The sequence below is a fragment of the Curtobacterium flaccumfaciens UCD-AKU genome (assembly GCF_000349565.1).
Classification (GTDB): domain Bacteria; phylum Actinomycetota; class Actinomycetes; order Actinomycetales; family Microbacteriaceae; genus Curtobacterium; species Curtobacterium poinsettiae.
This window is the reverse complement of record NZ_KB714628.1, coordinates 135,120-158,974: the sequence shown is the minus strand read 5'-3', so window position 1 is coordinate 158,974 and position 23,855 is coordinate 135,120. Positions and strand designations below refer to the sequence as shown.

Annotated in this window: 22 protein-coding genes; 8 read left to right on the top strand and 14 right to left on the bottom strand. The window is 70.2% G+C overall.

What is annotated here, in order from left to right; translation table 11 throughout:
* Window positions 1-498 carry a MarR family winged helix-turn-helix transcriptional regulator gene (locus tag H489_RS30695; protein WP_017887647.1) on the bottom strand — a complete coding sequence of 166 codons (498 nt, stop codon included), beginning with the start codon at window positions 496-498 and terminating at the stop codon, window positions 1-3.
* Window positions 499-596: 98 nt separating this feature from the next.
* Here H489_RS30695 and H489_RS30690 point away from each other — a divergent pair, with 98 nt between their 5' ends.
* Window positions 597-1,538, top strand: a complete 942-nt coding sequence (locus tag H489_RS30690; RefSeq protein ID WP_031260024.1) for an EamA family transporter — start codon at window positions 597-599, stop codon at window positions 1,536-1,538.
* Here the strand turns inward: H489_RS30690 and H489_RS30685 are convergent.
* Window positions 1,498-1,869 (bottom strand): hypothetical protein, encoded by a 372-nt coding sequence (locus tag H489_RS30685; protein ID WP_139179561.1) that lies wholly within the window; start codon window positions 1,867-1,869, stop codon window positions 1,498-1,500. The genes H489_RS30690 and H489_RS30685 overlap by 41 nt on opposite strands.
* A 668-nt stretch (window positions 1,870-2,537) precedes the next feature.
* On the opposite strand from H489_RS30685, the gene H489_RS30680 reads away from it, so the two are divergent.
* From H489_RS30680 to H489_RS30655, 6 genes are all read left to right on the top strand, one after another.
* Window positions 2,538-3,221, top strand: coding sequence for a hypothetical protein (locus H489_RS30680; protein ID WP_017887644.1), 684 nt, complete (start codon window positions 2,538-2,540; stop codon window positions 3,219-3,221).
* 83 nt (window positions 3,222-3,304) lie between these two features.
* Complete coding sequence (gene wecB, locus H489_RS30675; protein ID WP_017887643.1) at window positions 3,305-4,471, top strand: non-hydrolyzing UDP-N-acetylglucosamine 2-epimerase; 1,167 nt, start codon at window positions 3,305-3,307, stop codon at window positions 4,469-4,471.
* Window positions 4,472-4,491: 20 nt separating this feature from the next.
* A complete protein-coding gene (locus H489_RS30670; protein WP_017887642.1) occupies window positions 4,492-5,691 on the top strand; it encodes an MFS transporter in 1,200 nt (399 codons plus the stop codon).
* 16 nt (window positions 5,692-5,707) lie between these two features.
* Window positions 5,708-6,970, top strand: a complete 1,263-nt coding sequence (locus H489_RS30665; protein ID WP_017887641.1) for an FG-GAP repeat domain-containing protein — start codon at window positions 5,708-5,710, stop codon at window positions 6,968-6,970.
* Between the two features lie 3 nt (window positions 6,971-6,973).
* Entirely contained in the window at window positions 6,974-8,704 is a 1,731-nt protein-coding gene (locus H489_RS30660; RefSeq protein ID WP_017887640.1) for an FAD-dependent oxidoreductase, read from the top strand.
* Window positions 8,701-9,876 carry an acyltransferase family protein gene (locus H489_RS30655; protein WP_017887639.1) on the top strand — a complete coding sequence of 392 codons (1,176 nt, stop codon included), beginning with the start codon at window positions 8,701-8,703 and terminating at the stop codon, window positions 9,874-9,876. The genes H489_RS30660 and H489_RS30655 overlap by 4 nt, the downstream gene beginning before the upstream one ends.
* A gap of 49 nt (window positions 9,877-9,925) precedes the next feature.
* Here H489_RS30655 and H489_RS30650 read toward each other — a convergent pair whose 3' ends face one another.
* Complete coding sequence (locus H489_RS30650) at window positions 9,926-10,810, bottom strand: helix-turn-helix transcriptional regulator (protein WP_017887638.1); 885 nt, start codon at window positions 10,808-10,810, stop codon at window positions 9,926-9,928.
* Between the two features lie 214 nt (window positions 10,811-11,024).
* On the opposite strand from H489_RS30650, the gene H489_RS30645 reads away from it, so the two are divergent.
* On the top strand, window positions 11,025-12,410 hold the full coding sequence (locus H489_RS30645; protein WP_040419874.1) for an MFS transporter: 1,386 nt from the start codon (window positions 11,025-11,027) through the stop codon (window positions 12,408-12,410).
* 81 nt (window positions 12,411-12,491) lie between these two features.
* Here H489_RS30645 and H489_RS30640 read toward each other — a convergent pair whose 3' ends face one another.
* The 11 genes from H489_RS30640 to H489_RS30600 all read right to left on the bottom strand — a co-directional run bounded on the left by H489_RS30640 (window position 12,492) and on the right by H489_RS30600 (window position 23,854).
* Window positions 12,492-13,205 carry an NADPH-dependent F420 reductase gene (locus tag H489_RS30640; RefSeq protein WP_017887636.1) on the bottom strand — a complete coding sequence of 238 codons (714 nt, stop codon included), beginning with the start codon at window positions 13,203-13,205 and terminating at the stop codon, window positions 12,492-12,494.
* 26 nt (window positions 13,206-13,231) lie between these two features.
* Entirely contained in the window at window positions 13,232-13,852 is a 621-nt protein-coding gene (locus H489_RS30635) for a TetR/AcrR family transcriptional regulator (protein WP_017887635.1), read from the bottom strand.
* Window positions 13,853-13,956: 104 nt separating this feature from the next.
* A complete protein-coding gene (locus H489_RS0119445) occupies window positions 13,957-14,298 on the bottom strand; it encodes a hypothetical protein (protein WP_017887634.1) in 342 nt (113 codons plus the stop codon).
* Between the two features lie 49 nt (window positions 14,299-14,347).
* Window positions 14,348-14,878: a DUF6611 family protein gene (locus tag H489_RS36945; protein WP_017887633.1), complete on the bottom strand. Its 531-nt coding sequence runs from the start codon at window positions 14,876-14,878 to the stop codon at window positions 14,348-14,350.
* Complete coding sequence (locus H489_RS38305) at window positions 14,875-15,456, bottom strand: hypothetical protein (RefSeq protein WP_167578315.1); 582 nt, start codon at window positions 15,454-15,456, stop codon at window positions 14,875-14,877. The genes H489_RS36945 and H489_RS38305 overlap by 4 nt, the downstream gene beginning before the upstream one ends.
* 85 nt (window positions 15,457-15,541) lie before the next feature.
* Window positions 15,542-16,135: a biotin transporter BioY gene (locus tag H489_RS30625; protein ID WP_017887631.1), complete on the bottom strand. Its 594-nt coding sequence runs from the start codon at window positions 16,133-16,135 to the stop codon at window positions 15,542-15,544.
* Window positions 16,136-16,178: 43 nt separating this feature from the next.
* Window positions 16,179-16,871 carry a TetR/AcrR family transcriptional regulator gene (locus tag H489_RS30620; protein WP_031260015.1) on the bottom strand — a complete coding sequence of 231 codons (693 nt, stop codon included), beginning with the start codon at window positions 16,869-16,871 and terminating at the stop codon, window positions 16,179-16,181.
* Between the two features lie 26 nt (window positions 16,872-16,897).
* Window positions 16,898-18,598 (bottom strand): allophanate hydrolase, encoded by a 1,701-nt coding sequence (atzF, locus tag H489_RS30615; RefSeq protein WP_017887629.1) that lies wholly within the window; start codon window positions 18,596-18,598, stop codon window positions 16,898-16,900.
* On the bottom strand, window positions 18,595-22,314 hold the full coding sequence (uca, locus tag H489_RS30610) for an urea carboxylase (RefSeq protein WP_017887628.1): 3,720 nt from the start codon (window positions 22,312-22,314) through the stop codon (window positions 18,595-18,597). Before uca ends, atzF begins: the two co-directional genes overlap by 4 nt.
* On the bottom strand, window positions 22,311-23,015 hold the full coding sequence (locus H489_RS30605) for an urea amidolyase associated protein UAAP2 (RefSeq protein ID WP_017887627.1): 705 nt from the start codon (window positions 23,013-23,015) through the stop codon (window positions 22,311-22,313). The genes uca and H489_RS30605 overlap by 4 nt, the downstream gene beginning before the upstream one ends.
* On the bottom strand, window positions 23,015-23,854 hold the full coding sequence (locus H489_RS30600; RefSeq protein WP_017887626.1) for an urea amidolyase associated protein UAAP1: 840 nt from the start codon (window positions 23,852-23,854) through the stop codon (window positions 23,015-23,017). Before H489_RS30600 ends, H489_RS30605 begins: the two co-directional genes overlap by 1 nt.
* Window position 23,855 lies beyond the last annotated feature (1 nt).

Genomic DNA, 23,855 nt, shown 5'->3' with positions numbered 1-23,855 from the left:
TCAGTCCGCCCCGTCGCCGAGGCCGAGCAGCAGCTTCCGGAGGAGCCCGGCCAGCTGCTGCTCCTCGTCGCTGCTCAGCGTGCCGAGGAGCTCCCGTTCGTTCTCGACGTGCCGGGCCAACGCTGCGTCCACCACCGTCAGCCCGTGATCGGTCAACGTGACCAGCACGCTGCGTCGGTTCGCGGGGTCGGTCTGCCGCGTGACGAAGCCCTTCGCGACGAGCCGGTTCAAGCGGTTCGTGACGGCCCCGGAGGTCACCATCGTCGAGGCGAGCATCTGTCCGACGGCCAGTCGGTGCGGTGATCCCGCACGTCGGAGGGTCGCGAGGAGGTCGAACTCGCCCGGCAGCAGGTCGTGCTCGGCGAGGACGGCACCGACCCTGCGGTCGAGGATCGCTTCGGCGCGCCCGATCCGCCCGATGACGGCCATCGCGCGGACGTCGAGGTCTGGTCGCTCCCGGCTCCACTGGGCCAGGACTCGATCGACGGCATCCTCCATCGGAGCACTCCTTCACGCTGAACTGTTTGACGCGAGCCTATCGGGGCCATAATGTCTCAACGTTGAGAAGTTCAGCCTGAAGGAAACACGGTGTGCAGATGACCGACCGCTCCCGATCCACGTCCGCGTCGGCCGGCATCACGCTCACCGCGGCCGTGGCGCCGATCGTCTGGGGATCCACCTACGTGGTCACCACGGAGCTCCTGCCCGCTGATCACCCGATGACGGCGAGCGTCCTGCGTGCACTCCCCGCCGGTCTGCTGCTGCTCGCGCTCCGGCCGGGAGTCCCACCGCGGGGCTGGCGCCTCCGGACGTTCGTGCTCGGCATGCTCAACATCGGGTGCTTCTTCCCGCTGCTCTTCGTCGCGGCCGACCGACTGCCGGGAGGCCTGGCGGCCATCGTCGGTGCGCTCCAGCCGCTCGTCGTCGTGGCCCTGACCCTGGCGCTGCGGTGGGGGCGGCCCGCGATCACCCACGTGGCGTGGGGAGTCGTGGCCCTGGTGGGCGTCGCGCTCGTCTCCCTCAGCGGAGGTGCCGTGTTCGACGTGCTCGGGCTCGCGGCGGCGGCGCTCGGAACGGTGTCCATGGCGTTGGGGCTCCTGCTCACTCGTCGGTGGGGCACCCCGGAGGGCACACGCCCCCTGACCTCGACCGCATGGCAACTCATCGTCGGGGGCGTGGTGATCGCCCCGCTCATCCCGATCGTCGACAGCGGGCCGTGGCAGCCGACCGCCGCCGGGTACGCGGGGTACGCCTGGCTCACGCTGGTCGGTGGGGCCCTGGCCTACAGCGTCTGGTTCCGAGGCGCACGGGCGCTGCCGTCGGCCCGGATCGCGTTGTTGGGCGTCCTCAGTCCGTTGACCGCTGCGGTGCTCGGGTGGGTCGTCCTCGGCCAGGCGCTGTCGCCGCTGCAGATCGTCGGCTTCGTCGTCGCACTCCTCGGCTCCCTGGGTGGGCAGCTCGGACAAGCGGGGTCTCGGGGCCCTTCTTCCGAGCCGCTCAGCCGTAGATCGAGTCCGGGATCTCCGGGCAGGCGGTGACGAGCTCGTAGTACTGGGACTGCGGCAGATCGACCGACCGGTACGGCGACCACGCCCCGTCGCTGTCGACGAACTCCTGCTCGCTCGGGCCGCGCTTCACCGCGATGCCGTGGTCCTGCAGGCACTTCGTGAGCTCGCCCGTGGAGTAGCGGTAGAGCCACTCCAGCTGTAACTCGTTGAAGGCAGTCTGGTACTTCGCGGCCATGGGGTACTCGACCCCGCACGTGTACTCGGCGACCGCGAACGGCTCGGACTGTTCCGCCGGGACTTGTCCGGAGGCGAGGCTCGCGTCGGGCATCGCCTTCGCCTGCGGGAATCCCGCGGCGGTCATGCACCGTTCCTGCGTCGGGGCCCAGTCGGCGTGCGAGACGGTCCGAACGCGGCCGACCACCGGCCGCTCGAGCCCCGGATGGCGTGACGCGACCAGCTGCCATGCCTGATCGGCGTTCGCGTCGAGGATGTTCTCCGCTCGCGCCGCGCTCAGCGCATCGGGCTCCGGCCCAGAGGCAGCCCCAGGCGTGGCACATGCGGACAATCCGGTGACCACTGCGATGCAGACCACGCCCGCCGCTGCGGTGAGGAGCTGATGGTTTCGTCCCCGCAAGGTTCCCCCAAAGAATTGCGATCGGTTCGCTCACGTTAGGCGACTCCATGAGGATGCGCCGCACGGTGTTGATCCTGCGGAACAAGATTCCGGCAATCTTCATCATCTGGAAATCGATTTGTTACGTCGCGCTCGTCGTGCAGCGAGAACGGCGGTGCAACGCGCGCGTCCCTAGCGCGCAGATCTCACCTAGGTCAAGAGAAACGCGGAAGCAGCCTGTCACTGTCAGGGAGTGGATGCTTTGGCTGAGCAACTGCTGTCATTGCCTCACTGCGGGACGAGGAAGTGCCACACGGTCAGTCAACCGGCTTCTTCATCCCGCAGTTTTTCCTGTTCAGAGTGGGGGTTCGGCAGGAGCGCCCTTGCCTGGCATCAAATGACTCAGGGGGGTCAGCATGGAAAACACCATCGCCGAGAAACTGAACTTCGACAGCGAACTCGCGACGGTCGCGCTCATCCGGGATGCCGTCGATTTTCCGATCACCGAACGCACAGTGATCGTGAACCTGGCGCAGACCGATGCATTCACCGGTACGACGCAGCTCGCTCCTCTTCCTCCGCTGAGTTCGACGATCCTCGTCAAAGGGGTCGTCACCGGCGAGCTCATCCTCGCCGTCGCGGCGGCATCCGAGGATGAACAGGAGCGGCGTGCGCGCGCCATCGGCTGGCACGACTTCTACGGTGAGGGCGGGCCGGTTCTGCTGAAGTCGCCGCAAGCAGTGATCGGAACGGTGCTCATCGACCGGCGCACGGTGCTCCACCAGCCGGCGCTTCCGTCGCGGCCCGAACGGTTCACGGTCAAGGCGAACCTGTGGTTCAGCCCGGCCGGCACGGACTGCGGCATCCACAACGTCCATCCGTTCATCGAAGTGCACACACAGATCAGCGGACTCGGGCGAATGCAGAAGTTCGACGAGAAGACCCATCGATCCCTGTACGAGGACCAGATGCTGAGTCCGGGCACCACGAACCCGATCCCGTTCTGTGTCGACGTCGAGGGCACCTTCACCTACCCGTGGCACCAGTACCGAGCCGACTCGGACTGTCTCTGGCTCGCACTCGAGTTCCACGCGGCCTGATCCAGCACCGCCCACCACCACCGACGCCGACCGGTTCGTCACCGGTTCGTCCGGCGTCCCCGAAACCAGGCAGGAGCTCCACCATGAAGACCATCGGCATCGTCTTCGGCACTCGCCCCGAAGCCGTCAAGTACGCACCGCTCATCCACGCACTCCGAGGCGACGAGCGTTTCCGCACCGTGCTCATCTCCACCGGTCAGCACCGGGAGATGCTCACCAGCACGCTCGACGAGTTCGGCATCACGCCGGACGTCGACCTCGCGGTCATGAAGGACGGGCAGAGCCTGTCCGAGGTCACGCACCGGATCCTCGAAGGTCTGTGCTCGGGGAACCACCTCGACGGCCTTGACGCAGTGCTCGTGCACGGAGACACCGCGACGACCCTCGCCGGCGCGCTCGCCGGACTGCACGCGCAGGTCCCCGTCATCCACGTCGAAGCGGGTCTCCGCTCCGGCAACAACTCGTCACCGTTCCCAGAGGAGGCGAACCGCAAGCTCGTCGGTCAGATCGCCGCGCTCCATCTCGCGCCGACACCGGGGAACCACGCGAACCTCATCCGAGAAGGAATCCGAGAGAGCGCGATCACGGTCACGGGCAACACCATCGTCGACGCTCTCGCCTGGGGGATGCAGAACCTCCGCTCCTACGGCGACCCCCGTCTCGAGGACCTCGACACGGATCCCCGACGCGTCATCCTCGCGACCACGCACCGCCGAGAGAGCCACGGACAGCCGATGCTCGAGATCGCTGAGGCCCTCGCGGACATCGCGACCCGCGACGACGTCCGCATCGTCGTGCCGTTGCACCTGAACCCGAAGGTCCGCTCGGTGCTGGTCCCGGTCTTGTCGGGCATCGACAACGTGGACCTCGTCGACCCGCTGCCGTACCTGTCGTTCTGCCGACTGCTCCGTCGGAGTGACGTCATCCTGTCGGACAGCTCGGGGGCTGAGGAAGAAGGCCCCGCCCTGGGGAAGCCGACGCTCGTGCTCCGTGAGGTCACGGAACGCAGCGAGTCGATCCTCACCGGCTCGTCCCGCCTCGTCAGCCGGCATCGTGGCCAGATCGTCGCTGAGGTGCAGCGCCTCCTGAACGACCCGGAGGCCTACGCGGAGATGTCGAACGCGATCAACCCGTACGGTGACGGACGCGCGACCGACCGGACCATCGCGGCCATCGCAAACTACTTCGGCATGGGGCCGGCCGTCATGCCCTTCGTCCCCGGCGCCGACGTGGTGCCCTCGCTCGCATGACCACGCCTTCGACGGCGAGGGTGCCCGCCGGTCTCGTCGCGCTCGCGATCGGTGGGTTCGGCATCGGCCTGACCGAGTTCGTCATCCTCGGATTGCTCCCCGAGGTCGCGACGGACTTCGCCGTCTCCATCCCCCAGGCGGGGTACCTCGTGTCCGGCTACGCCGTCAGCGTCGCATTCGGCGGTGTCTTCGTCACGGCGGTCACGGCGTCGATGCGACCGAAGACGGTGCTGTGCACCCTGATGGTGCTCTTCATCGTCGGCAACCTCGTCTCCGCCGTGGCGAGCGGGTTCGGAGTGATGCTCGTGGGCCGGATCATCGCGGCCCTGTGCCACGGCGCGTTCTTCGGGATCGGTTCGGTGCTCGCCGCCTCGCTCGTCCCGGCGGACCGACGGGCGCGAGCGATCTCGATCATGTTCCTCGGACTCACGATCGCCAACGTGCTCGGGGTTCCGCTCGGCACGTTCCTGGGACAGTCGTACGGCTGGCGGTCGACGTTCTGGACCATCACGGCGATCGGCATCATCGCGCTCCTCGGCCTGCTGGCGTTCATCCCGACGCGGGCCGCGGAACAGCGACCGGCAGGACAGTTCCGCCGAGAGCTCTCGGCGTTCCGCAACGGGCAAGTGTGGCTGTCGATCCTCGTGACGGTCTTCGGCTTCGGTGCGATGTTCGGCACGTTCACCTACGTCGCACCGATCCTCACCGACGTCGCTGGTTTCCCTGACGCAGCGGTTCCGTGGATGCTCGTGCTGTTCGGTGGCGGACTGTTCGTCGGCAACATCGTCGGTGGACGCGCCGCGGACGTGCAGCTCGACCGGACGCTCCTCGTGCTGCTCGGCGCACTGATCGTCGTCCTCGTCGGCTTCGCGATCGTCGCGGGCACACCGTGGGCAGCAGGCCTCGCACTCTTCCTGCTCGGTGCCGTCGGCTTCGCGTCCGTACCGGGGATGCAGATGCGCGTCCTCGAGTTCGCCTCTGCGGCCCCGACCCTGGCATCGGGCGTCAACATCTCCGCCTTCAACGCGGGGAACGCCATCGGCGCCTGGTTGGGCGGTCTCACGATCACCGCTGGTCTGGGCTACCGGTCGCCGATCATCGTCGGCGCTGCGCTCGCCACCACGGCGCTCATCCTCATGATCGCGGCAGCGAGCGCGCATCGGCGCCGCTCCGCATCGTCTCCCACAGCGGCTCCACGCCCCGTCACCATCCCCTCCTGAACCGGAAGGCACACTCATGACACTCGAAGCACTCCGCCCCGCGTCGCCGGCCCTGGCGCTCACCCCGCCGTCGTTCGACTCGGAGACCGTCACCGACTTCCTCCGGGACGGCTACTGGCTCGAAGCAGCCGACGTCGACGGCGACGGCAACCTCGACCTCATCGGCTACGGCCTGACCGTCGGGGAGATCTACTGGTACAAGTCCCCGACGTGGGAGAAGCACCTCATCGTCGACCGGATCAAGGAACCGGTCGGTGCCGACACGGGCGACATCACCGGCAACGGGCTGCCCGACCTGGTCGTCTGCTACCAGCTGTACGGTCCGGGCGGAACCATCCACCACGCCGACGGCGGCGGCGGCAAGATCGACTGGCTGGAGAACCCCGGTGACCCGGCCACGGCCACCGAGAACTGGAAGCGACACTACGTCGGCCGGGCGACCGGCATGCATCGCCTCCGTGTCGGGCACTTCTCCCGGACGGACCGCGTCCAGATCATCGGGTTCCCGATCGTCGCGGTCGAGGACGTGCACGCGGTCCTCCCGGTGATGCTGTTCACCCAACCCGACGACCCCACTGCGGAATGGGACGCCGAAGTGATCAGCCGCACCGATTTCCGGATGATCCACGGCGTCGCCAGCAAACCCGGTCTCATCCCCGGTTCCGCTCTGGACACGATCCTGATGGCGTCCGACGAAGGCGTCACTTGGCTCTACTACGACGATGTGACCGGACGGTTCGCCTGGGAACACATCGGCGACGGTGAGTCGAGCCAGTTCGAGCAGACGACGTTCAAGGGCTCCGGCGACGTCGACGGGGGCCGGATCGGGGACGACCCCCTGGCGTACGTCGCCGCGATCGAACCGTTCCACGGCAACACGGTCGCGGTGTACACGCGGACCACCGCCGACGCCACGGCGTCGACGTGGCAGCGGCACCTCCTCGACATCTACGGCGACCCGAACGAGAACGGTGAGGGCCCCGGCCACACGGTGATGTGTCGTGACTTCGACGGTGACGGCGACGACGAGTTCCTGATCGGCCTCCGCGGGCCGGATCCCTGGCAGGGCGCCTACTACTACAAGGCAGTCGACTTGGAGAAGGGGCTGTTCGTGAAGTGGAAGGTGTCCAGCGAATCCATCGCCCGCATCGTCGCCGGTGACTTCGAAGGCCGCGGGATCGACGACTTCGCCACCATCTCGTACTCGGTGCCGCACTACTTCGTCGCGCCGAAGGCCGAGATCACCCTCCACCGCAACCGCACGCCCCAGGAAGGCTGAACCATGCAGGCGAAGACCAGCACCGAAGTACCTCCCCCGAAGAACAGGGTCGGCCGACGGGGGTTCCTGTTCGGCTCTGCCGGCACAGCCGCGGCCGGGGCGATGATGGCGCTCGAGAACGGCAACCCGCTCGCAGCGATGGCGTCCGAGACGAACCACGATGCGCGCACGGTGGCAGGGGCCACGATCACGGCGAGTGATTCCCGGTACCTGGACATGATGACGGGCAACAACGTGCGATTCGTCGCTCGGCCCGACTACATCCGGCTCATCGGTTCGGCGAAGGACGCGGAGAGTGCGGTCCGATCGGCAGTCCGCGCCGGCAAGAAGCTCTCCGTCCGCAGCGGCGGCCACTGCTTCGCCGACTTCGTGTGCAACCCGGAGGTCGAGGTCATCCTCGACCTCTCCACGATGACGGACGTGTACTACGACCCCGCGATGCGCGCGTTCGCCGTCGAGCCCGGTGCACGGCTGCTGAACGTGTACGAGAAGCTCTTCAAGGGATGGGGTGTCACGATCCCGGGAGGCATCTGTTACAGCGTCGGCGCTGGCGGCCACATCGCCGGTGGTGGGTACGGCCTGCTCACCCGTGCACACGGCCTGGTGGTCGATCACCTCCACGCGGTCGAGGTCGTGACCGTCGACGAGCACGGCACGGTCTCGACGCACGTGGCCACTCGTGAGTCCAAGGGGGCGCTCGGCGACCTCTGGTGGGCGCACACCGGCGGTGGTGGGGGGAACTTCGGTATCGTCACGAAGTACTGGTTCCGATCCCCCGGCGCGACGGGGACGAACCCGTCGGACCTGCTCGTGAAGGCACCGTCCCGCGTGCTCGTGAGTGCGCTGTCGTTCCCTTGGGACCAGGTGGACGAGACCGCCTTCCGACGGCTCATGACCAACTGGAACACCTGGCACGAACGGTACAAGGACCCCGGCACGCCGGAATCGAACCTGTCGAGCCTGTTCAACCTGAACCACCGGGCACACGGCAGCCTGGGGATGTTCACCCAGATCGACGCGGATGCGCCGGACGCCGCTGGTGTGCTGCATCGGTTCATCGCTGCCATCACCGCCGGCGTCGATGTCAGCTCGGAGCCGATGACCGCTCCCAGCGGTGAGCTGCCTGCGCTCCCGGACTTCTACGAGACCAAGCAGATCTCATGGATGCAGGCAACTCGGACGGTCGGCACGAACAATCCCACCATCACGAACCCGACCAGTCGCGGCGCGCACAAGAGCGCCTACTTCAAGAAGGGGTTCACGGACCGACAGCTCGGCGTCATGTGGAAACAGATGACGCGGACCGACTTCACCAACCCGGACACGATGATGGTCGTGTTCTCCTTCGGGGGCCAAGTGAACGCCGTCGCCGAGGACGCCACCGCGAACGCGCAACGCGACACGATCTTCAAGATCTGCCTGCAGACCTTCTGGCAGGACGAGAAGGACGACGCCTTCTACCTCGGCTGGGAACGGGAGACCTTCGAGGGGCTCTTCCCGGAGACCGGTGGTGCGCCGGTTCCCGGCGATCAGATGGACGGTTGCTACATCAACTACCCAGACAACGACATGGCGGATCCGAAGCGCAACCGGTCGGGTGTGCCGTGGTCGACCTTGTACTACAAGGGCAACTACCCGCGGCTGCAGCGCGCGAAGCGACGATGGGACCCCGCCAATCACTTCACGCACAAGCTCGGTGTCGAGCTCCCGCCGAGGAAGGACGGGAACCGATGACCATCGAAGCCCCCACCACGAAGCGGCCACCGAAGCTGCCGTCGCTCACCGGTCTGCGGTTCTTCGCCGCGCTGCTGGTCTTCGGGTTCCACATCACGCTGTCCGCGTCTCCGATACCGCCGAACGATCCGATCAACCTCTTCGCGGACGAGCGGGTCGCGGACACCGCCGAGAGGATCTTCGTCACCACGGGCTACATCGGCGTCTCGTTCTTCTTCGTCCTCAGCGGGTTCCTGCTCGCGTGGGCCGCGAAGCCCGGCGAACGGATGACGTCCTTCTGGCGGCGCCGGCTCGTGAAGATCTTCCCGAACCACCTGGTGATGTGGGTGCTCGCCATGGTGTTGTTCGCCGCTTCGATCACGCCCGCCCACGCAGTCGTCCTGAACTTCTTCCTGCTCAACTCGTACTCTCCTGACGGCGCCGTGAACGTCGCCGTGAACCCACCATCCTGGACACTCTGCAGCGAGTTGTTGTTCTACATGCTCTTCCCGCTCATCATCATCGGGCTGCGGAAGATCCCGGGGAACCGGTTGTGGTTCTGGGCGGCGATGATGGTCGTCGGGATGATCCTGGTGCAGATCATCAACCTCACGGTCGTGCCGGACAGCCCGAGATCCGCGCTCACCCCCGTGTCCTCGTTCCAGTTCTGGTTCGGTTACATCTTCCCGCCGGCACGCCTGTTCGAGTTCATCCTCGGATCGCTCCTCGCCCGTATCGTCATGGAGCACCGCTGGCCCGCCGTGCGCATGTGGCAGGCACTGCTCGCGTGCGCCGCTGGCTACGCGCTCGCCAACGTGGTGCCCTTCGTGTGGACGTTCAACGTGGCGACGATCGTCCCCATCGCGATGCTCATCGCGACGGCGGCCAGCGGTGACGCGGCCGGTAGGCCGACCTTCCTGCGGTCTCGGCCGATGCAGTGGCTCGGTGACACGTCGTTCGGGTTCTACCTGTGTCAGGGCGTCGTCATCTTCTGGGTCCGCCAGATGATGCAGAACGCGACCTTCTCGACGCCGGTGGCGCTGTTGCTCATCGCGGCGTTCTTCGGTCTGACGATCCTCGGCGGCTGGGCGCTCTACGCGCTCGTCGAGAAACCCATGATGGATCGGTTCGCACGGCCTCGTCGGAAGTTACTCCCGGCGCCCGAGCCGGCAGTGGCGACGCCGACGGTGTGAGCAGCGAGAAGGCCCGACCCCAGCGGGGTCGGGCCTTCTCGCTGCGCGCTCAGCGCACAGCCGGAGCAGCGTTCGTGACCCGTTCCTCCACTCCGCGTCCGAGCAGCTCGAGCGCACCGGCTGCAGCTGATCCGGCGTCCGGCGTGTACATCAGGACGCGGTGGCCGGAGTCGTCCGGCGGTGTGAGCACCTCGAAGTTGAGGTCGAAGTCGCCGACCTCCGGATGGCGGAACGACTTCAGGCCGGACACGCAGTTCTCCACGGGGTGCTTCGCCCACAGCGTGCCGAACTCCGGGCTCTTCACGGTCAATTCGCCGACGAGCGCGGTCAGCTGCGTGTCTTCGGGGCTCTTCCCGCCGAGGACCCGGAGGGACGACACCGCCCGGACAGCTTCTTCCTGCCACCGCGTGTACAGCTCGCGGGTGTGGGCATCGAGGAAGAGCATGCGCGTCATGTTCGGCCGCTCACCCATCCGCTCGGGGCTCTCGAAGTCGAGGTGCCCGGCGACCAGGCGGTGCCCGAGGGCGTTCCAGCCGAGTACTTCACTGCGTTTGCCGATGATGACCGCCGGCGTCGATGCCAGCGAGGTGATCAGCCGGACGGTGCCCGGCCGGGCGTGGTCCGGCTTCGCGGCAGATCGCCGTTTCGGCGTCGAGTGCTCGGGACGCGCGAGGTTGAAGAGGTGTGCACGCTCGTCGTCATTCAGGTTGAGTGCACGGGCGATCGAAGCGATCACCGCCTCTGACGCGTTCGTGCTCAGACCCTGCTCGAGCCTCGAGTAGTAGGTCGGGCTGACACCGGCGAGCATGGCGAGCTCTTCGCGGCGGAGTCCCGGAACCCGGCGCACACCGTAGCCCTGCAGCCCGACGTCTTCGGGCTGCAGGGCGGCGCGACGGACGCGAAGGAAGTTCCCCAGTTCGTTCGGACCGTTCATCTGCTCATTCTGCTGCCGGATAGACCGATCTGTCCTGTCACTGTCAGTGACAGGCACGGCGGGGTGTGGCTGGTGGATCGGGTGGTGGCGATGGTTGGAACACGTCAGAACCCTGGCGAACCTGATCCACCGGGCACGAAGAGAGGCCACCGTGACCACTGAACACGCAACGGACGTCACGTCGACCACGTCGACGACGGGCGACGGCAGGGCGATGACGACGAAGCAGCGGGTCGCACTGACCGTGCTCCTCACCGCGAGCTTCACACTCGCCGTCGACTTCTCGATCCTCAACGTCGCACTGCCGACCATCGGGGCCGACGTCGGGTTCGCGATCGAGAACCTGCAGTGGATCGCGACGGCGTTCGCACTGTGCGCCGCCGGATTCACCCTCCTGATGGGTCGAGTGGCCGACATCGCAGGTCGTCGCCGCATGTTCCTGATCGGGATGGTGCTCCTCGGCTCGGGCTCGTTGGCGGGCGGGCTCGCGACGACTCCGGAACTCCTGCTCGTCGCCCGAGTCGCACAGGGCTTCGCCACCGCGATCGTCGTTCCCGCTGCCCTCGCACTCCTGCTCAGCGCCTTCCCCGAAGGCGCCGCCCGGGACAAGGCGCTCGGGTTGAACGGCTCGCTGATGGCCGCCGGGTTCACCACCGGCGCGATCCTCGGCGGGCTGCTCACCGACCTGCTGTCCTGGCGGTGGGCGTTCCTGATCAACGTCCCGGTCGCGGTCGCGGTGCTCGTCGTGGCACCGATGGTGCTGCAGGACAGTCGAGCCGCCCAGCGGACGCGCCTCGACGTCCCGGGCGCCATCACGGTCACGCTCGGCCTGCTCGCCCTGGTGTTCGGGCTGACCACCGCTGCTGAGACGTCCTGGATCGACCCGGTCGTCATCGTGTCGTTCGCTGCCGCAGTGGTGCTGCTCATCGCCTTCGCGTTCATCGAACGGCGTGCGTCGTTCCCCTTGGTGCCGCTCGGTGTCCTCCGGCGCTCCAGCGTGTCCTGGGGCAACATCGCCGGGATGCTCGCGTTCGTCACCGAGACCTCGTTGGTCTTCCTGCTGACGCTGTACCTGCAGAAGGTGCTCGGGTACACGCCACTGGCAGCGGGGCTGTCCTTCGCCGTGCTCGGCATCGGGACGGTCCTCGGTGGTCTCGTCGGTCCGCGGGTCATCGGCCGGTTCGGGAACAAGGCGGCCATCGTCGGGGGCTTCGTCGTCCAGGGGATCGCGACGCTCACGCTCGTGCTGATCTCCGACGACGCATCGTCGATCTGGCTGGTCCTCGCGGCCACGTTCGTCGGAGGAGTCGCGAACCTCGTCGTCATCGTCGGGTTCATGGTCACCGCGACGTCCGGGCTCCCGGAGAGCGAGCAGGGCATGGCGACGGGGCTCACGACCATGAGTCAGCAAGTCGGCATCACGATGGGCACCCCGATCATGAGTGCCGTCTTCACGGCAGTGGCCCTCGCGAGCACCGCGCCGCAGGCCGAGGCCGTGCTGACCGGCGTCACGACCGCGATCTGGGTGAACGGCGGGATCTGCATCGCCGCCGCCGTCGCCGTCGCGCTCTTCCTCCGGGGGCGTGTCAAGACCGCCTGATCGGATCAGGCAGGCGGACGGCCTCGCGTGCACCCCCTGTGCGCGAGGCCGCTGCACGCGGTCATGCGCAGGGGCGACGACTCAGAACTGCCGGTTCGCCACATCCGCCCGGTGCGACACCGCCAGGACGTCCCGCAGCCGCTCCGCCGGCAACGGTGCTCCCTGATCCGCCAGGTAGTCCGCCGCGAACCCCTCGGCACTCCCCGCGTAGATCCCCGTGTACGCCCCGGACTCCGGCTCGAAGCGCCACGACTCGGCCAGGGTCCCGGCGTCCACGGTGTCGAATCCGAGCAGCTGCACGAGCTCGGCGACCACGGCCTTGGCCTGCTCGTCGTCGCCCGCGATCGGCAGTGCGGTGCGGGGCGCGGAGTCGGCGAGGTTCGGGATGTGGTGCGCGACGATGTTGTTGAACGCCTTGACGATCCGGGTGCCGGGCAGGAGCGTCTGCTCGCACTCCGCCGTGGTCGTCGCGAGGCTGTCGAGCTGCTCGATCCGCCCGTCGCGACCGGGGTAGTAGTTGCCCGTCGACAGCACGGTCCGCCCGGCGAAGGCATCGAGGTCGGGTGCGAGTGCCGGGTAGGCGGTGAGCGGGATGGCGAGGACGGGCACGTCGCCGAACTCGACGGCCTGTCGCACGGTGCCGGCCTGGGCGCGCGGGCCGAGCTCGGCGACGAGGTCCTGCAGCGACTCGGGGCCGCGCGAGTTCGCGATGAGGACGTCGAGGTCGGCGGCGACGGCCAGGCGTGCGATCGCGGTGCCGATGGCTCCGCTGCCGATGATGCCGATGCGGTTCATGTGGTGCCCTTTCAACAGTGGGGAGGTCAGGGGAGAGCGGGGGCTTCCCACCCGCGCCGCGACAGGGCGGAGAGGGCAGCGGACGACGAGTCGTCGGCCATCGCGGCACCCCGGACCCAGCTGGTCGCCAACGCGGCGAGGAACAGGTCCCTTGCGCGGACGTCGGCACGCGCGCGACCGGAACGCTGCGCGGCGCGGAGGAACTCGTCGGTCGTGGTGATGAACCCCTGGCAGGTCATGGCGAGCGGCGACGAGTCCGACGAGGCTGCGGCACGGAGCGGTTCGGGCAGCCCGTCGAACGTGCCGGCCCACTCGGTGACCGCATCGAGCCAGCCGTGCAGGGCGTCGGCGGCGTCGACGGAGCCGTCTCGCAGGGCTTCGCGACGGGCCACCAGGTGTTCGTCGCGCGCGGCGAGGAGCTCGGCGAGCAGGGCCTCGCGCGTGGGGAAGTGCCGGTACAGGGTGCCGGCGCCGACGCCGGCCTGCTTGGCGATCGCGTCGAGCGAGCCGGTCACGCCGTGCTCGGTGAACGCGCGCTCGGCGACCCGCAGGATGTGGTCCCGGTTCCGCAGCGCGTCAGCGCGCGCGGGACGCGGGGAGTGCAGTGAACGCGGCGCGCGCCCGGCGGGAGCGGTCTGCTCGGGCATGGCGGGCCTCCAGGCTGTGCCATCGAGTACCGGAGAGGCTCTCCGGAATCACCACCGTACAGGAGACCCTCTCCGTTTCGAAGCTGCAGCGCGACGCCCAGGCGTCAGTGCTCCTCGGCAGCCTCCGCCGCGTCCGCCAGGTCCGTCCGCGTGTTCGCGTGGATCGGCTCGCTGTGCCCGAAGGTCTTCGCGGCGGCGCGCAGCCGCCCGACGAACTCCCGGTTGTCCATCTCGAGTTCGTCCTCTTCCGCGTCCGCGACGACGATCTCGCTCGCGGGCCCGATCAGGATCTTCGTGGTGGTCATGGTGCCGTCGTCGGCCACGGCCGGCACGTCGACGGTGTCGGCCCGGTCGCCTCCGGCGAGGGCCGCGGCGTACTCGATCACGGCGTCGGCGACGTCGTCACCGACCAGGATCGTGGTGGCGTCGTAGTGGATGTGCTTCATCGCGTACTCCTTCCCGGACCCATACAAACGCGGGGCGCGGGAACCGGCTTCAGGATGACCGCTGCGCGCGGTGGTCCGGGTCCGGGGACTCCAGGGCGTTCCACACGTCCGCCCAGACGAGCTCGAAGTCGACGGCGCTGATGCGGTCCGACCGGAGCGCCTGCTCCAGGATCGACAGGGCGTCGAGGGAGCCGGTGAGCAGGCGTTCGTCGCCGTGGACCTCGCGGCGGCCGTCGCCCAGGAACGTCGTCACGGTGACGGACCGCACCCGTGGGCGGAGCGCGCGGGTGGCACGGGCGAGGACCGCGAAGCCTCCGCCGTAGACGAGCAGCGCGGTGGTCGTGCCGACGGCGGGGACAGAGACGGCGAGCACCAGGGCGGCGAGGGCGACGAACGCCCCGACGGCTGGCCAGACGTGCCAGGCGCGCAGCAGCAGGCGCTCGCCGGTGTTCGTGCCGGGCGGGAACACGACCAGGGTCCGCGAGCTCCACAGCGTCCGGCCGACGGGCCGGATCGTGTACCGGCCCCACAGGTGGGTGCCGTCGAACAGCCGGGTGCGGACCGGCAGCGCGGTCGTCATCGGTCGACCGGCGCGAGTTCGGTCCGGGCGGGCGCGAGTTCCGCGCGCACCGGCACGAGTTCCGCCCGGACCGGTTCGACGACGTCGCGGTGCCGGACGGTCGCCAGGCACGGGAAGCAGACCAGGTCACCTTCGCGGACGTCGGCGGGCAACGGAGCCGGGAGGCGGTGGAACGGACCGTCGGCCTGACCGTCACAGCGGGTGACGACGTACATCGGGGAGAGGGGAGCGGTGCTCCGGCGTCCGATCAGGCGCACCTGGTCGAGCACGGCGCAGGTCGGCAGGACCGCGTCCAGTTCCAGGAGCACCACGCCGGGGCGCGGTCGCCGCACGCGGGTGACCGACGCGACGGCGACGCTCACGTCGCGGGCCACCCAGCCGCGCGGCCGGTACCGGGGCGGGGACTGCTCGGCGGTGTGCACCGTCGGGGTGCCGGTGAGGTCGGCGAGCCGGACCATCGAGATGGCCGAGACGAGCAGGTCGTCGGTGGTCGCGACGGTGTGGGCCGGCCAGAGGGACGGGTCCATCGGATCGGGGAGCGACGCGCGGAGCGTCGGCATGATCGCAGTCAGTGTCACGACCACACGCTCTCGCGCGCTCGAACGGCGCGGAAGGGCTCCTGACGGAACCCCTACGGCCGGCGGCGGAGTCCTGACGGAGTGCTCACCGGCGGGTGGCCGAGCGCAGCGCTGCGGTCCACCCGAGGGAGATCACGCCGGCACCGATCAGGGTCTTCACCACGCCACCGAGGACGAACGGGTACAGCCCGTACTGCAGGGTCTGCTGCAGGTCGAGGCCGAGTGCCACCGCGAGCCACGCCATCCCGGCGGCGAAGGTGACGACGGTGCCCAGGGCGAAGGACAGCAGCGCATTCCGCAGCGGGCGGTCGCCGAAGCGCTCGGCGACCCAGCCGACCAGGGCCGCGGCGACGACGAAGCCGACGATGTACCCGCCCGAGGGACCGACGAGCACGCCGACCCCGGCCGAACCGTCCGCGAAGACCGGCAGCCCGACGACGCCGAGCAGCGCGTAGACGAGCATCGACATGGCACCGCGGCGAGCACCGAGGGCACTGCCGACGAGCAGCACGGCCAGGGTCTGCCCGGTGATCGGGACGGGCCAGATCGGGACGGACACCTGCGCGGCTCCGGCGGTCAGCAGTGCGCCACCGAGGACCAGGGCGGTGCTGACGACCGCGGTGCGGGGGAGCAGTGCGTCGGCGAGCGGACGGTGTGCGGCGGGGGTGATCGTGGTCATGGTGTTCCTCGCTGGGGGAAGAAGGAGGTCGGGGGAGAAGGGGTCAGACCGCGACGGCGGCCAGCAGGGACTCGGCGTCGCGTCGGGCCTCGGCCACCGCGGCGGCGTCGAGGCCGCAGGCGCGCAGGCAGGTCGCGACGAGGGCGTCGCGGTCGGCGTCCTGCACGGGCCCGGACCGGCGGAGCTGGATGACGGTCTCGGCGATCTGGATGAGCACGGCACCGAGGCGCGACGGGGAGACGCCGGATGCGACCTCTGCGGTGGCGGCGCGCGAGCCGAGGCGCCCGTAGGCCTCCTGCAGCTCCACGCGCTCGGCCCGGAAGCCGTCGTAGCGCTCGCCCTGCACCTCGGGCAGCAGGTACAGCGTGCCGATGTTGTGCGGCGTGCGGGCGAGGGTGTCCACGTCGGCGACGACCAGCGCGGCCAGGGCACCGGCGGCCGAGGCCGACTCCGGCACGAGCTGCTCGAGGCCGCGGACCAGCTCGAGGCTCGGACGCACCGAGGTCGTGAGCAGCTCGACGAGCATGTCGTCCTTGCCGGCGAAGTGGTAGTACAGCGAGGCCTGCCGGATCCCGACCCGTTCGGCGATCGCCCGGGTCGAGGTCGCGCTGATGCCGTTCTCGACGAACAGCGCGGCGGCGGCGTCGAGGATCTGGTCGCGGGGGCTCATCGCGGAGTCGGCGTTCGGCACGGCCCGAGGCCGGCCGGGGCGCACAGGCCGGTCGTCGGGGGTCATGCTCCCATCCTGGCAGCCGGCGTCCGTCACGACTGCTCCCGGTACGCGCGCCAGCCACCGTGGTGGGTGATGTCCTCGGCGCCCTCGACCGCGAACGGCTCGACCAGGAACCCGGTGACCTCGGTGCCGTCGTCGAGCGCCACGGTGCCGATCGCCATCGGTGCCGGCAGGCCCGCGACGAAGGTGCCGAAGCCGGCGGCGGGCAGGCGCCAGACCTCCCCGACGATGCCGGAGCCCGGCGCAGCAGCGCCGGACGCGACCGGACCCACGCGGACCAGCCCGGGCTTGGGCGGCACCGTGTCGAGGGCGTACAGCCGGTAGTCGGACGCGGTGCGGGCCTCCCGGACGAACGATCCGCCGGACGCGACCAGCTGTCCGTTCAGCGGCTGATCGCGCAGGTGCGCCCCGACGACCAGCAGGTCGAGGGTCGGGGCGGCGAACGCGGCCGCCAACGCCGCCAGGCGGCGGTCGCTGAACGCCGGACCGGTGAGCATCACGCCGAACGGCAGCCCGTCGACGAAGCCGGCGGGCACGGCGAGCGAGGCCATGTCGAGCAGGTTCGCGAAGTTCGTGTACCGACCCATCCGGCTGTTCGCGCCGATCGGGTCGGCCGCGACCTGCTCGAGCGTCGGGTGCCATGTCGTCGTCGGGGTGAGCAGGGCGGTCGTGCCCTCGAGGGCGGCGCGACCCGCTGCCCCGAACGCGTCGAGTCGTTCCTGGTCGGCGAAGAGCTCCGCGGCGGTCGGTCGTGCACCGCCGAGCACGATCGCGGCGACGGACGGGTCGAGGTCGGCACCGACCTCGTCGCGGTGGGCCTCGATGTGGGCGCCGACGGCCGCGTACCGCTCGGCGACGAACGCGCCGTCGTAGAGCAGCGACGCGGCGTCGAGCAGGGGTGCGATGTCGACCTCGACCACCTGGTGTCCGAGCGTGCGGAACCGTTCGACGGCGGCGGCGAACGCCTCGGCCCAGCCGGGTGCGAGCCCCTCGAGCTGCGACGGCAGCGGTACCGCGATGCGCGGGACGGCGGGCAGGTCGGCGAGGGCCAGGTCGCGCCGTGCGAGCGGGTCGACGCCGTCCGGACCGGCCATCAGCTCGGCCGCCGTCCGCGCCAGGTCGAGCGACCGGGCGAACACCGTGACGCAGTCCTGCGAGCGGCAGGCGGGGACGACCCCGGTGTTCGGCACGAGCCCCTTCGTCGGCTTCACCCCGACCAGGTTGCCGAGCGCGGCGGGCACCCGGCCGGACCCGGCGGTGTCGGTGCCGAGCGCGAAGTCGACGATGCCCAGGGCGACCGCTGTGGCGGAACCGCTCGACGAGCCGCCGGAGATCCGCGTCGGGTCCCAGGCGTTCCGGACCGCGCCGAAGGGCGAGCGGGTGCCGACCAGGCCGGTGGCGAACTGGTCGAGGTTCGTCTTGCCGACGACCACGGCGCCGGCGGCGCGGAGCCGGGCGACAGCGGTCGCGTCGGCGGCGGGGTCGTGGGCGTAGGAGCGGGCGGCGGCGGTCGTGGGCAGGCCGGCGACGTCGATGTTGTCCTTCACGGCGAACAGCAGGCCCGCCAGGGGCAGGGACGGGTCGACGGCGAGGGCCTCGGCCAGTACGTCGGTGCGGTCGCGCAGGGTGATCCAGACCTCGGGGCGGTCGACGGCGTCGATGCGGGCGAAGGCGTCGCGGACGCGGGCCGCGGCGGACGTCGTGGCGGCCGCGGCGGCGGTCCCGCTCACGCTGCCGCTCCGATCGCGGCGAGGACCTGGCCCGGTGCGACCTGGTCGCCCGGCTTGATGTAGACCTCGAGCACGTGGCCCGGAACGGGTGCGTGCACCATCGACTCCATCTTCATCGCCTCCACGGCCAGCAGCTTCTGCCCCTCGTCCACGCGGTCACCCGGGCGGACGTCCACCTGCCACACGGTCGAGGTGAACGGGGCGTACACGGCGGTCGACCCCTCGGGCACGGTCACGGCGTCGGCCACCACGGCGGCCGGCTCGTCACGGACGTCGAACTCGCCCGATGCCCGCCACCGCTCCTTCTCCTCGCCGAACGCCTGCGCCTGCTGCGCTCGGAAGTCCGCGATGGACCCGGCGTTGTCTGCGAGGAACCGGTTGTACGACGCGATCGAGAACTCGCCCTCGACGGTCTCGAACGAGCCCCGCCCGGCGTCCGTCTCGGCCCGCAGCTCGAGCAGCTCGTCGGCACCGACCGGGTACCACTCGATCCGGTCGAAGAACCGCAGCGCCCACGGGTTCTCCTGGAACAGCCCGCCCCGGCGGAACCGGTTCCAGATCTGCACGGTGCGGCCGACGAACTGGTAGCCGCCAGGACCCTCCATGCCGTAGATGCACAGGTACGCGCCGCCGATGCCGACGGAGTTCTCGGCGGTCCAGGTGCGGGCCGGGTTGTACTTCGTCGTGACCAGGCGGTGCCGGGGGTCGAGCGGCGTCGCGACCGGGGCGCCGAGGTACACGTCACCGAGCCCGAGCACCAGGTAGCTCGCGTCGAACACGGTGCGGAAGACGTCGTCGACGCTCTCGAGCCCGTTGATCCGACGGATGAACTCGATGTTCCACGGGGTCCACGGGGCGTCGTTCCGGACGCCGTTCATGTACCGCTCGATCGCCAGGCGGGTGGCCGGGTCGTCCCACGACAGCGGTAGCTTGACGGTGCGCGACGGCACGACGAGCTGGTCGGTCGGCGGGATCTCGCCCTCGAGCTCGCGGAGCAGCCCCGCCACGTCGCGCGCCTTGAGCACGGACGCGTCGGTGTGCACCTGCAGCGAGCGGATGCCCGGCGTGATGTCGAGGATCCCCTTCGGCGTGTGCTCCTGCAGCTTCGTCATGAGCGCGTGCACGCGCATCCGCAGCGCGATGTCGAGGGTCATGTCGCCGTACTCGACGAGCACGTTGTCGTCGCCGTCGCGTCGGTACGCGACGCTCGGCCGCACGTCGGTCGCGTCCAGGCGGGCGATCACGCCGTCGTCGCCGTCGCCTCCGGTGCTGCCGTCGCTCCCGGTGCGCGGCACCGTCCTGGAGGCCCGGTGTGCGTCGAGCGCGGCGGCGTCGGCTTCGCGGACGGGGACGAACCGGACCGTGTCACCGGGTCGGAGCTGGCCCAGCTTCCACAGGTCGCCGCTGGCCACCACGGCGGGGCAGACGAAGCCGCCGAGCGACGGCCCGTCCGGCCCCAGGATGATCGGGGTGTCCCCGGTGAAGTCGATCGCACCGACCGCGTACGGGGTGTCGTGGATGTTCGACGGGTGCAGACCGGCCTCGCCGCCGTCGGTCCGCGCCCACTCGGGTCGGGGGCCGATGAGCCGGATGCCGGTGCGCGCCGAGTTGTGGTGGACGGCGTAGTCGGTGGCGTAGAAGACGTCGAGGTCGGCGCGGGTGAAGAAGTCCGGGGCCGCGTGCGGGCCTTCGGTGACGCCGATCTCCCACGCGTCGGTCAGGGCGGTGCGACGGTCGGCCGGGGTCGGCCCGCCCACCAGACCCAGACGGGTACCGGACGGGAACGCCGGGTGCGGGGCGTCCGAGTCCGGGGAGCCCGGGCGCAGGACGTCGCCGGCGAGCAGTGCCCGACCGGCGTGGCCACCGAAGCCACCGAGCGTGAAGGTCGCGGTCGACCCGAGGTACGTCGGCACGTCGAAGCCGCCGCGGACCGCCAGGTAGGTGCGGAGGCCCGGACCGGGGGCCGTGCCGATCGCCAGGGTCTGGCCGGCGCCGACCTCGACCGGCTCCCACAGCGCCACGGGTTCGCCGTCGAGGGTGACCGGGGCCGGGGCACCCGTGAGTGCGACCACCGAGGCGGCCGAGAACCGGAGCGTCGGGCCGGTGGCGGTGACCTCGAGCGCGGGGGCGCCGTCGGGGTTGCCCACCGCGCGGTTCGCCTCGGCGAAGGACGCCGCGTCGAACGGGCCGCTCGGCGGCACGCCCACCTGCCAGTACCCCACCCGGCCGGGCAGGTCCTGGATCATCGTCATGGTGCCCGGCGCGACGACGTCGATGCGCGGGTCCGGGTCCTCGGTCGCGTCGAGCGTCGAGGTGGAGTGCGTGGCGGTGCGGAGCTCGAGGTCGTCGGTCAGCGCACGGAGGAGCCCGGCGTTCGTGACGATGCCGTCGATGCGGGTGGTCGCGAGCCCGTCGCGCAGCAGGTCGAGGGCGTCGTCGCGGGTCTCCCCGGTGGCGATCACCTTGGCGAGCATCGGGTCGTAGAACGCGGACACCTCGGAGCCGGTCTCGACCCAGCCGTCGACCCGGATGCCGGTGCGCTCGCCGGATGCGGTGGTCGCGCTCGGGAACACCGCCTGGGTGACGAGGCCGCTGGAGGGCAGCGAGCCCTTCGCGGGGTCCTCGGCGTAGACGCGGGCCTCGACGGCGTGGCCGTTCGGGGTCCAGGTGCGGTCGAACACGTCGGGGTCGATGCCGGCGGCACCGTCGCGGGCCAGGCGGAGCATGAGCTCGACGAGGTCGACGCCGAACACCTCCTCGGTGACCGGGTGCTCGACCTGCAGGCGGGTGTTCACCTCGAGGAACGACGCCTCTTCGCGCACCGGGTCGTAGACGAACTCGACGGTGCCGGCGCTGCGGTACCCGACGCTCTCGGCCAGGCGGCGGGCGGACGCGTGCAGCTCGGCGCGGACGTGCTCGGGCAGCGCCGGTGCCGGGGCCTCCTCGATGACCTTCTGGTTGCGGCGCTGCAGGGAGCAGTCGCGGTCGCCGATCACCGCGACGCGGCCCTCGCCGTCGCCGAAGAGCTGGACCTCGACGTGCCGGGCCGGCCGCACGAGCCGTTCGAGGAAGATGCCGGCCGACCCGAAGTTCGCGGTCGCCAGCCGGACGACGCTCGTGTAGGCCTCGCGGACCTCGTCGAGCGTCGAGCAGGCCTGCATGCCGATCCCGCCGCCACCCCCGGTGGCCTTGAGCATGACGGGCAGCCCGATGCGCTCGGCCTCGGTCACGGCGTCGTCGACGCTGGCGAGCAGCCCGGTGCCGGCGAGCATCGGGACCCCGGCGGCTGCGGCGAGCTCGCGGGCGGTGTGCTTCGCGCCGAACCGGACGATCTGGTCGGCGGTCGGTCCGACGAACCGGATGCCGGCGTCCTCGCAGGCGCGGGCGAACTCGGTGTTCTCGGACAGGAACCCGTAGCCGGGGTGCACGAGTCCGGCGCCGGTGTCCTTCGCCGCCTGCACCACGGCGTCGATGCGCAGGTACGAGTCGCGGGCGGGTGCGGGACCGAGCCGGACGGCGGTGTCGGCCTCGCGGACGTGGGGTGCCGCGCGGTCGGCGTCGGAGTAGACGGCGACGGTGCGCATGCCGAGTGCCTTGGCGGAGCGGATGATGCGGCGGGCGATCTCACCGCGGTTCGCGACGAGGACGGTGTCGGTGCTGAGCGCGGGGGTCTGGTTCACGGTGGCGGTTCCGGTGGGGTCGGGCGCGGCGGTCACGGCTGGACCACGATCATGCGCAGTGGTGTGCAGGAGAAGTCGTTGCAGGGGTTGTTCATCTGCGGGCAGTTCGAGACGACGACGAGCACGTCCCGCTCGGCACGGATCGCGACCCGCTTGCCGGGGGCACTCATGCCGTCGACGATGCCCAGGGCACCGTCGGCCTCGACCGGCACGTTCATGAACCAGTTGAGGTTCGACACGATGTCGCGGGCACCGAGTCCGTGGCGGCCGGCCTCGGCCAGGAAGTTCTCGCGGCAGCCGTGCTGGTACTGGGTGTGGTGCCCGTACCGCAGGGTGTTCGACTCCTTCGAGCACGCGCCGCCGATGGTGTCCTGCCGGTCGATCTCGTTCGCGACGACGGTCATCAGCGGACGGCCCTCGTTCGACATCAGCACCGTGCCGGTCCGGACGTACGCGTTGCCCTGTGCGGCGAGGGTGTCCGGCACGCTGTACCGCTCGTCGGGGTCGTGGGCGTCGTAGAGCAGGCAGTCGGCGCTCTGGTTGCCGCCGACGTCGACGATGGTGAGCACCTGGCCGGCACGGACCACGGCGGACCACGGTGCGAGCGGGGCGACCCGGTCGTCGCGGACCACCGCGCCGGGCACCAGGGACTCGCTCCAGTCGAGGGCGACGTCCGGGTCGTGGACGGCCCCGACGGGGACGGTGGAGGTGCGGGTGTGGGTCGTCGTACCGGTCATCACAGGCCTCGGGCTTCCGCGTAGTCGATCGAGTTCAGGTAGGCGCGGGTGAGCTCCGGCGTCGCGGTGAACCGTTCGTCGGCCGCGGTCGTCGGGGTCCCGCGCCAGGCGTGCACCCGGAGCGGTCCGACGACGTAGTCCGGTCGCGGGTCGATCGGGTGCGCGACGTTGGCGACCAGCACGAGCAGCGGCAGCTCGGCGACGAGCGTGACGTGGGTGCCCGCTCCGGCCGAGCCGGTGAAGGTCATCGCCCCCTCGTCGTCGATCCGCACGCCCTGGAAGAACGAGACGCTCGGTGGCAGGTCACGCTTGGTGAGCCCGTGCTTGGCGGCGGCCTTCGCGAAGAGCGACCGACCGCTCGGGGAGCGTCCCTCGGGTGCGGCGTCGCCGTACTTCCGTTCGTTCCACGCGTCGGTCGAGGTGCCGCAGAAGGCGTCGTGGTGCTCCGAGGTGTCCTCGAGCACGGTCGCGAGTGCCCGGCCGTCCCCGCTCAGCAGCGGCGACCCCTGGCCCAGGTACGCCTGCCACGGGATCTTCTGGGTGTCGGCGACGTTGAGCCGCTCCCACGGTTCGAGCGCGTTGCACACCAGGACGTTGGCGCAGGCGTCACCCGTCGGGTCGTCGAACCGCAGCCGTGACCCGCGGGCCAGCACCTTGTGCGTGTACCCGCCGGGTGCCACCGTCTCCGCCCACACGAGCTGCGCGGGGTCGACGCCCGCGGGGGCGAACGGCGACGACGACGCCGGCAGGTACGGCATGTACTCGGACTGCGAGCCGGCCTGGGCACGTGCGTCGGACCGGGAGGCGAGCACGCTGTCGGTCTGGTGGAGGTCGCGCATG

Bases quoted from the DNA above. Each gene is read 5' to 3' on its own strand.
- H489_RS36945 (WP_017887633.1), bottom strand. From the start codon at position 14,878: ATGACGACCGCGCTGCCGGTCCGCACCCGGCTGTTCGACGGCACCCAC.
- H489_RS30685 (WP_139179561.1), bottom strand. From the start codon at position 1,869: ATGACCGCCGCGGGATTCCCGCAGGCGAAGGCGATGCCCGACGCGAGC.
- H489_RS30650 (WP_017887638.1), bottom strand. From the start codon at position 10,810: ATGAACGGTCCGAACGAACTGGGGAACTTCCTTCGCGTCCGTCGCGCC.
- H489_RS30690 (WP_031260024.1), top strand. From the start codon at position 597: ATGACCGACCGCTCCCGATCCACGTCCGCGTCGGCCGGCATCACGCTC.
- H489_RS30620 (WP_031260015.1), bottom strand. From the start codon at position 16,871: ATGACCCCCGACGACCGGCCTGTGCGCCCCGGCCGGCCTCGGGCCGTG.
- H489_RS30695 (WP_017887647.1), bottom strand. From the start codon at position 498: ATGGAGGATGCCGTCGATCGAGTCCTGGCCCAGTGGAGCCGGGAGCGA.
- H489_RS30640 (WP_017887636.1), bottom strand. From the start codon at position 13,205: ATGAACCGCATCGGCATCATCGGCAGCGGAGCCATCGGCACCGCGATC.
- H489_RS30605 (WP_017887627.1), bottom strand. From the start codon at position 23,015: ATGACCGGTACGACGACCCACACCCGCACCTCCACCGTCCCCGTCGGG.
- H489_RS30655 (WP_017887639.1), top strand. From the start codon at position 8,701: ATGACCATCGAAGCCCCCACCACGAAGCGGCCACCGAAGCTGCCGTCG.
- H489_RS30625 (WP_017887631.1), bottom strand. From the start codon at position 16,135: ATGACCACGATCACCCCCGCCGCACACCGTCCGCTCGCCGACGCACTG.
- H489_RS30665 (WP_017887641.1), top strand. From the start codon at position 5,708: ATGACACTCGAAGCACTCCGCCCCGCGTCGCCGGCCCTGGCGCTCACC.
- H489_RS30635 (WP_017887635.1), bottom strand. From the start codon at position 13,852: ATGCCCGAGCAGACCGCTCCCGCCGGGCGCGCGCCGCGTTCACTGCAC.
- wecB (WP_017887643.1), top strand. From the start codon at position 3,305: ATGAAGACCATCGGCATCGTCTTCGGCACTCGCCCCGAAGCCGTCAAG.
- H489_RS30660 (WP_017887640.1), top strand. From the start codon at position 6,974: ATGCAGGCGAAGACCAGCACCGAAGTACCTCCCCCGAAGAACAGGGTC.
- H489_RS30645 (WP_040419874.1), top strand. From the start codon at position 11,025: ATGACGACGAAGCAGCGGGTCGCACTGACCGTGCTCCTCACCGCGAGC.
- H489_RS0119445 (WP_017887634.1), bottom strand. From the start codon at position 14,298: ATGAAGCACATCCACTACGACGCCACCACGATCCTGGTCGGTGACGAC.
- H489_RS30600 (WP_017887626.1), bottom strand. From the start codon at position 23,854: ATGCGCGACCTCCACCAGACCGACAGCGTGCTCGCCTCCCGGTCCGAC.
- H489_RS30680 (WP_017887644.1), top strand. From the start codon at position 2,538: ATGGAAAACACCATCGCCGAGAAACTGAACTTCGACAGCGAACTCGCG.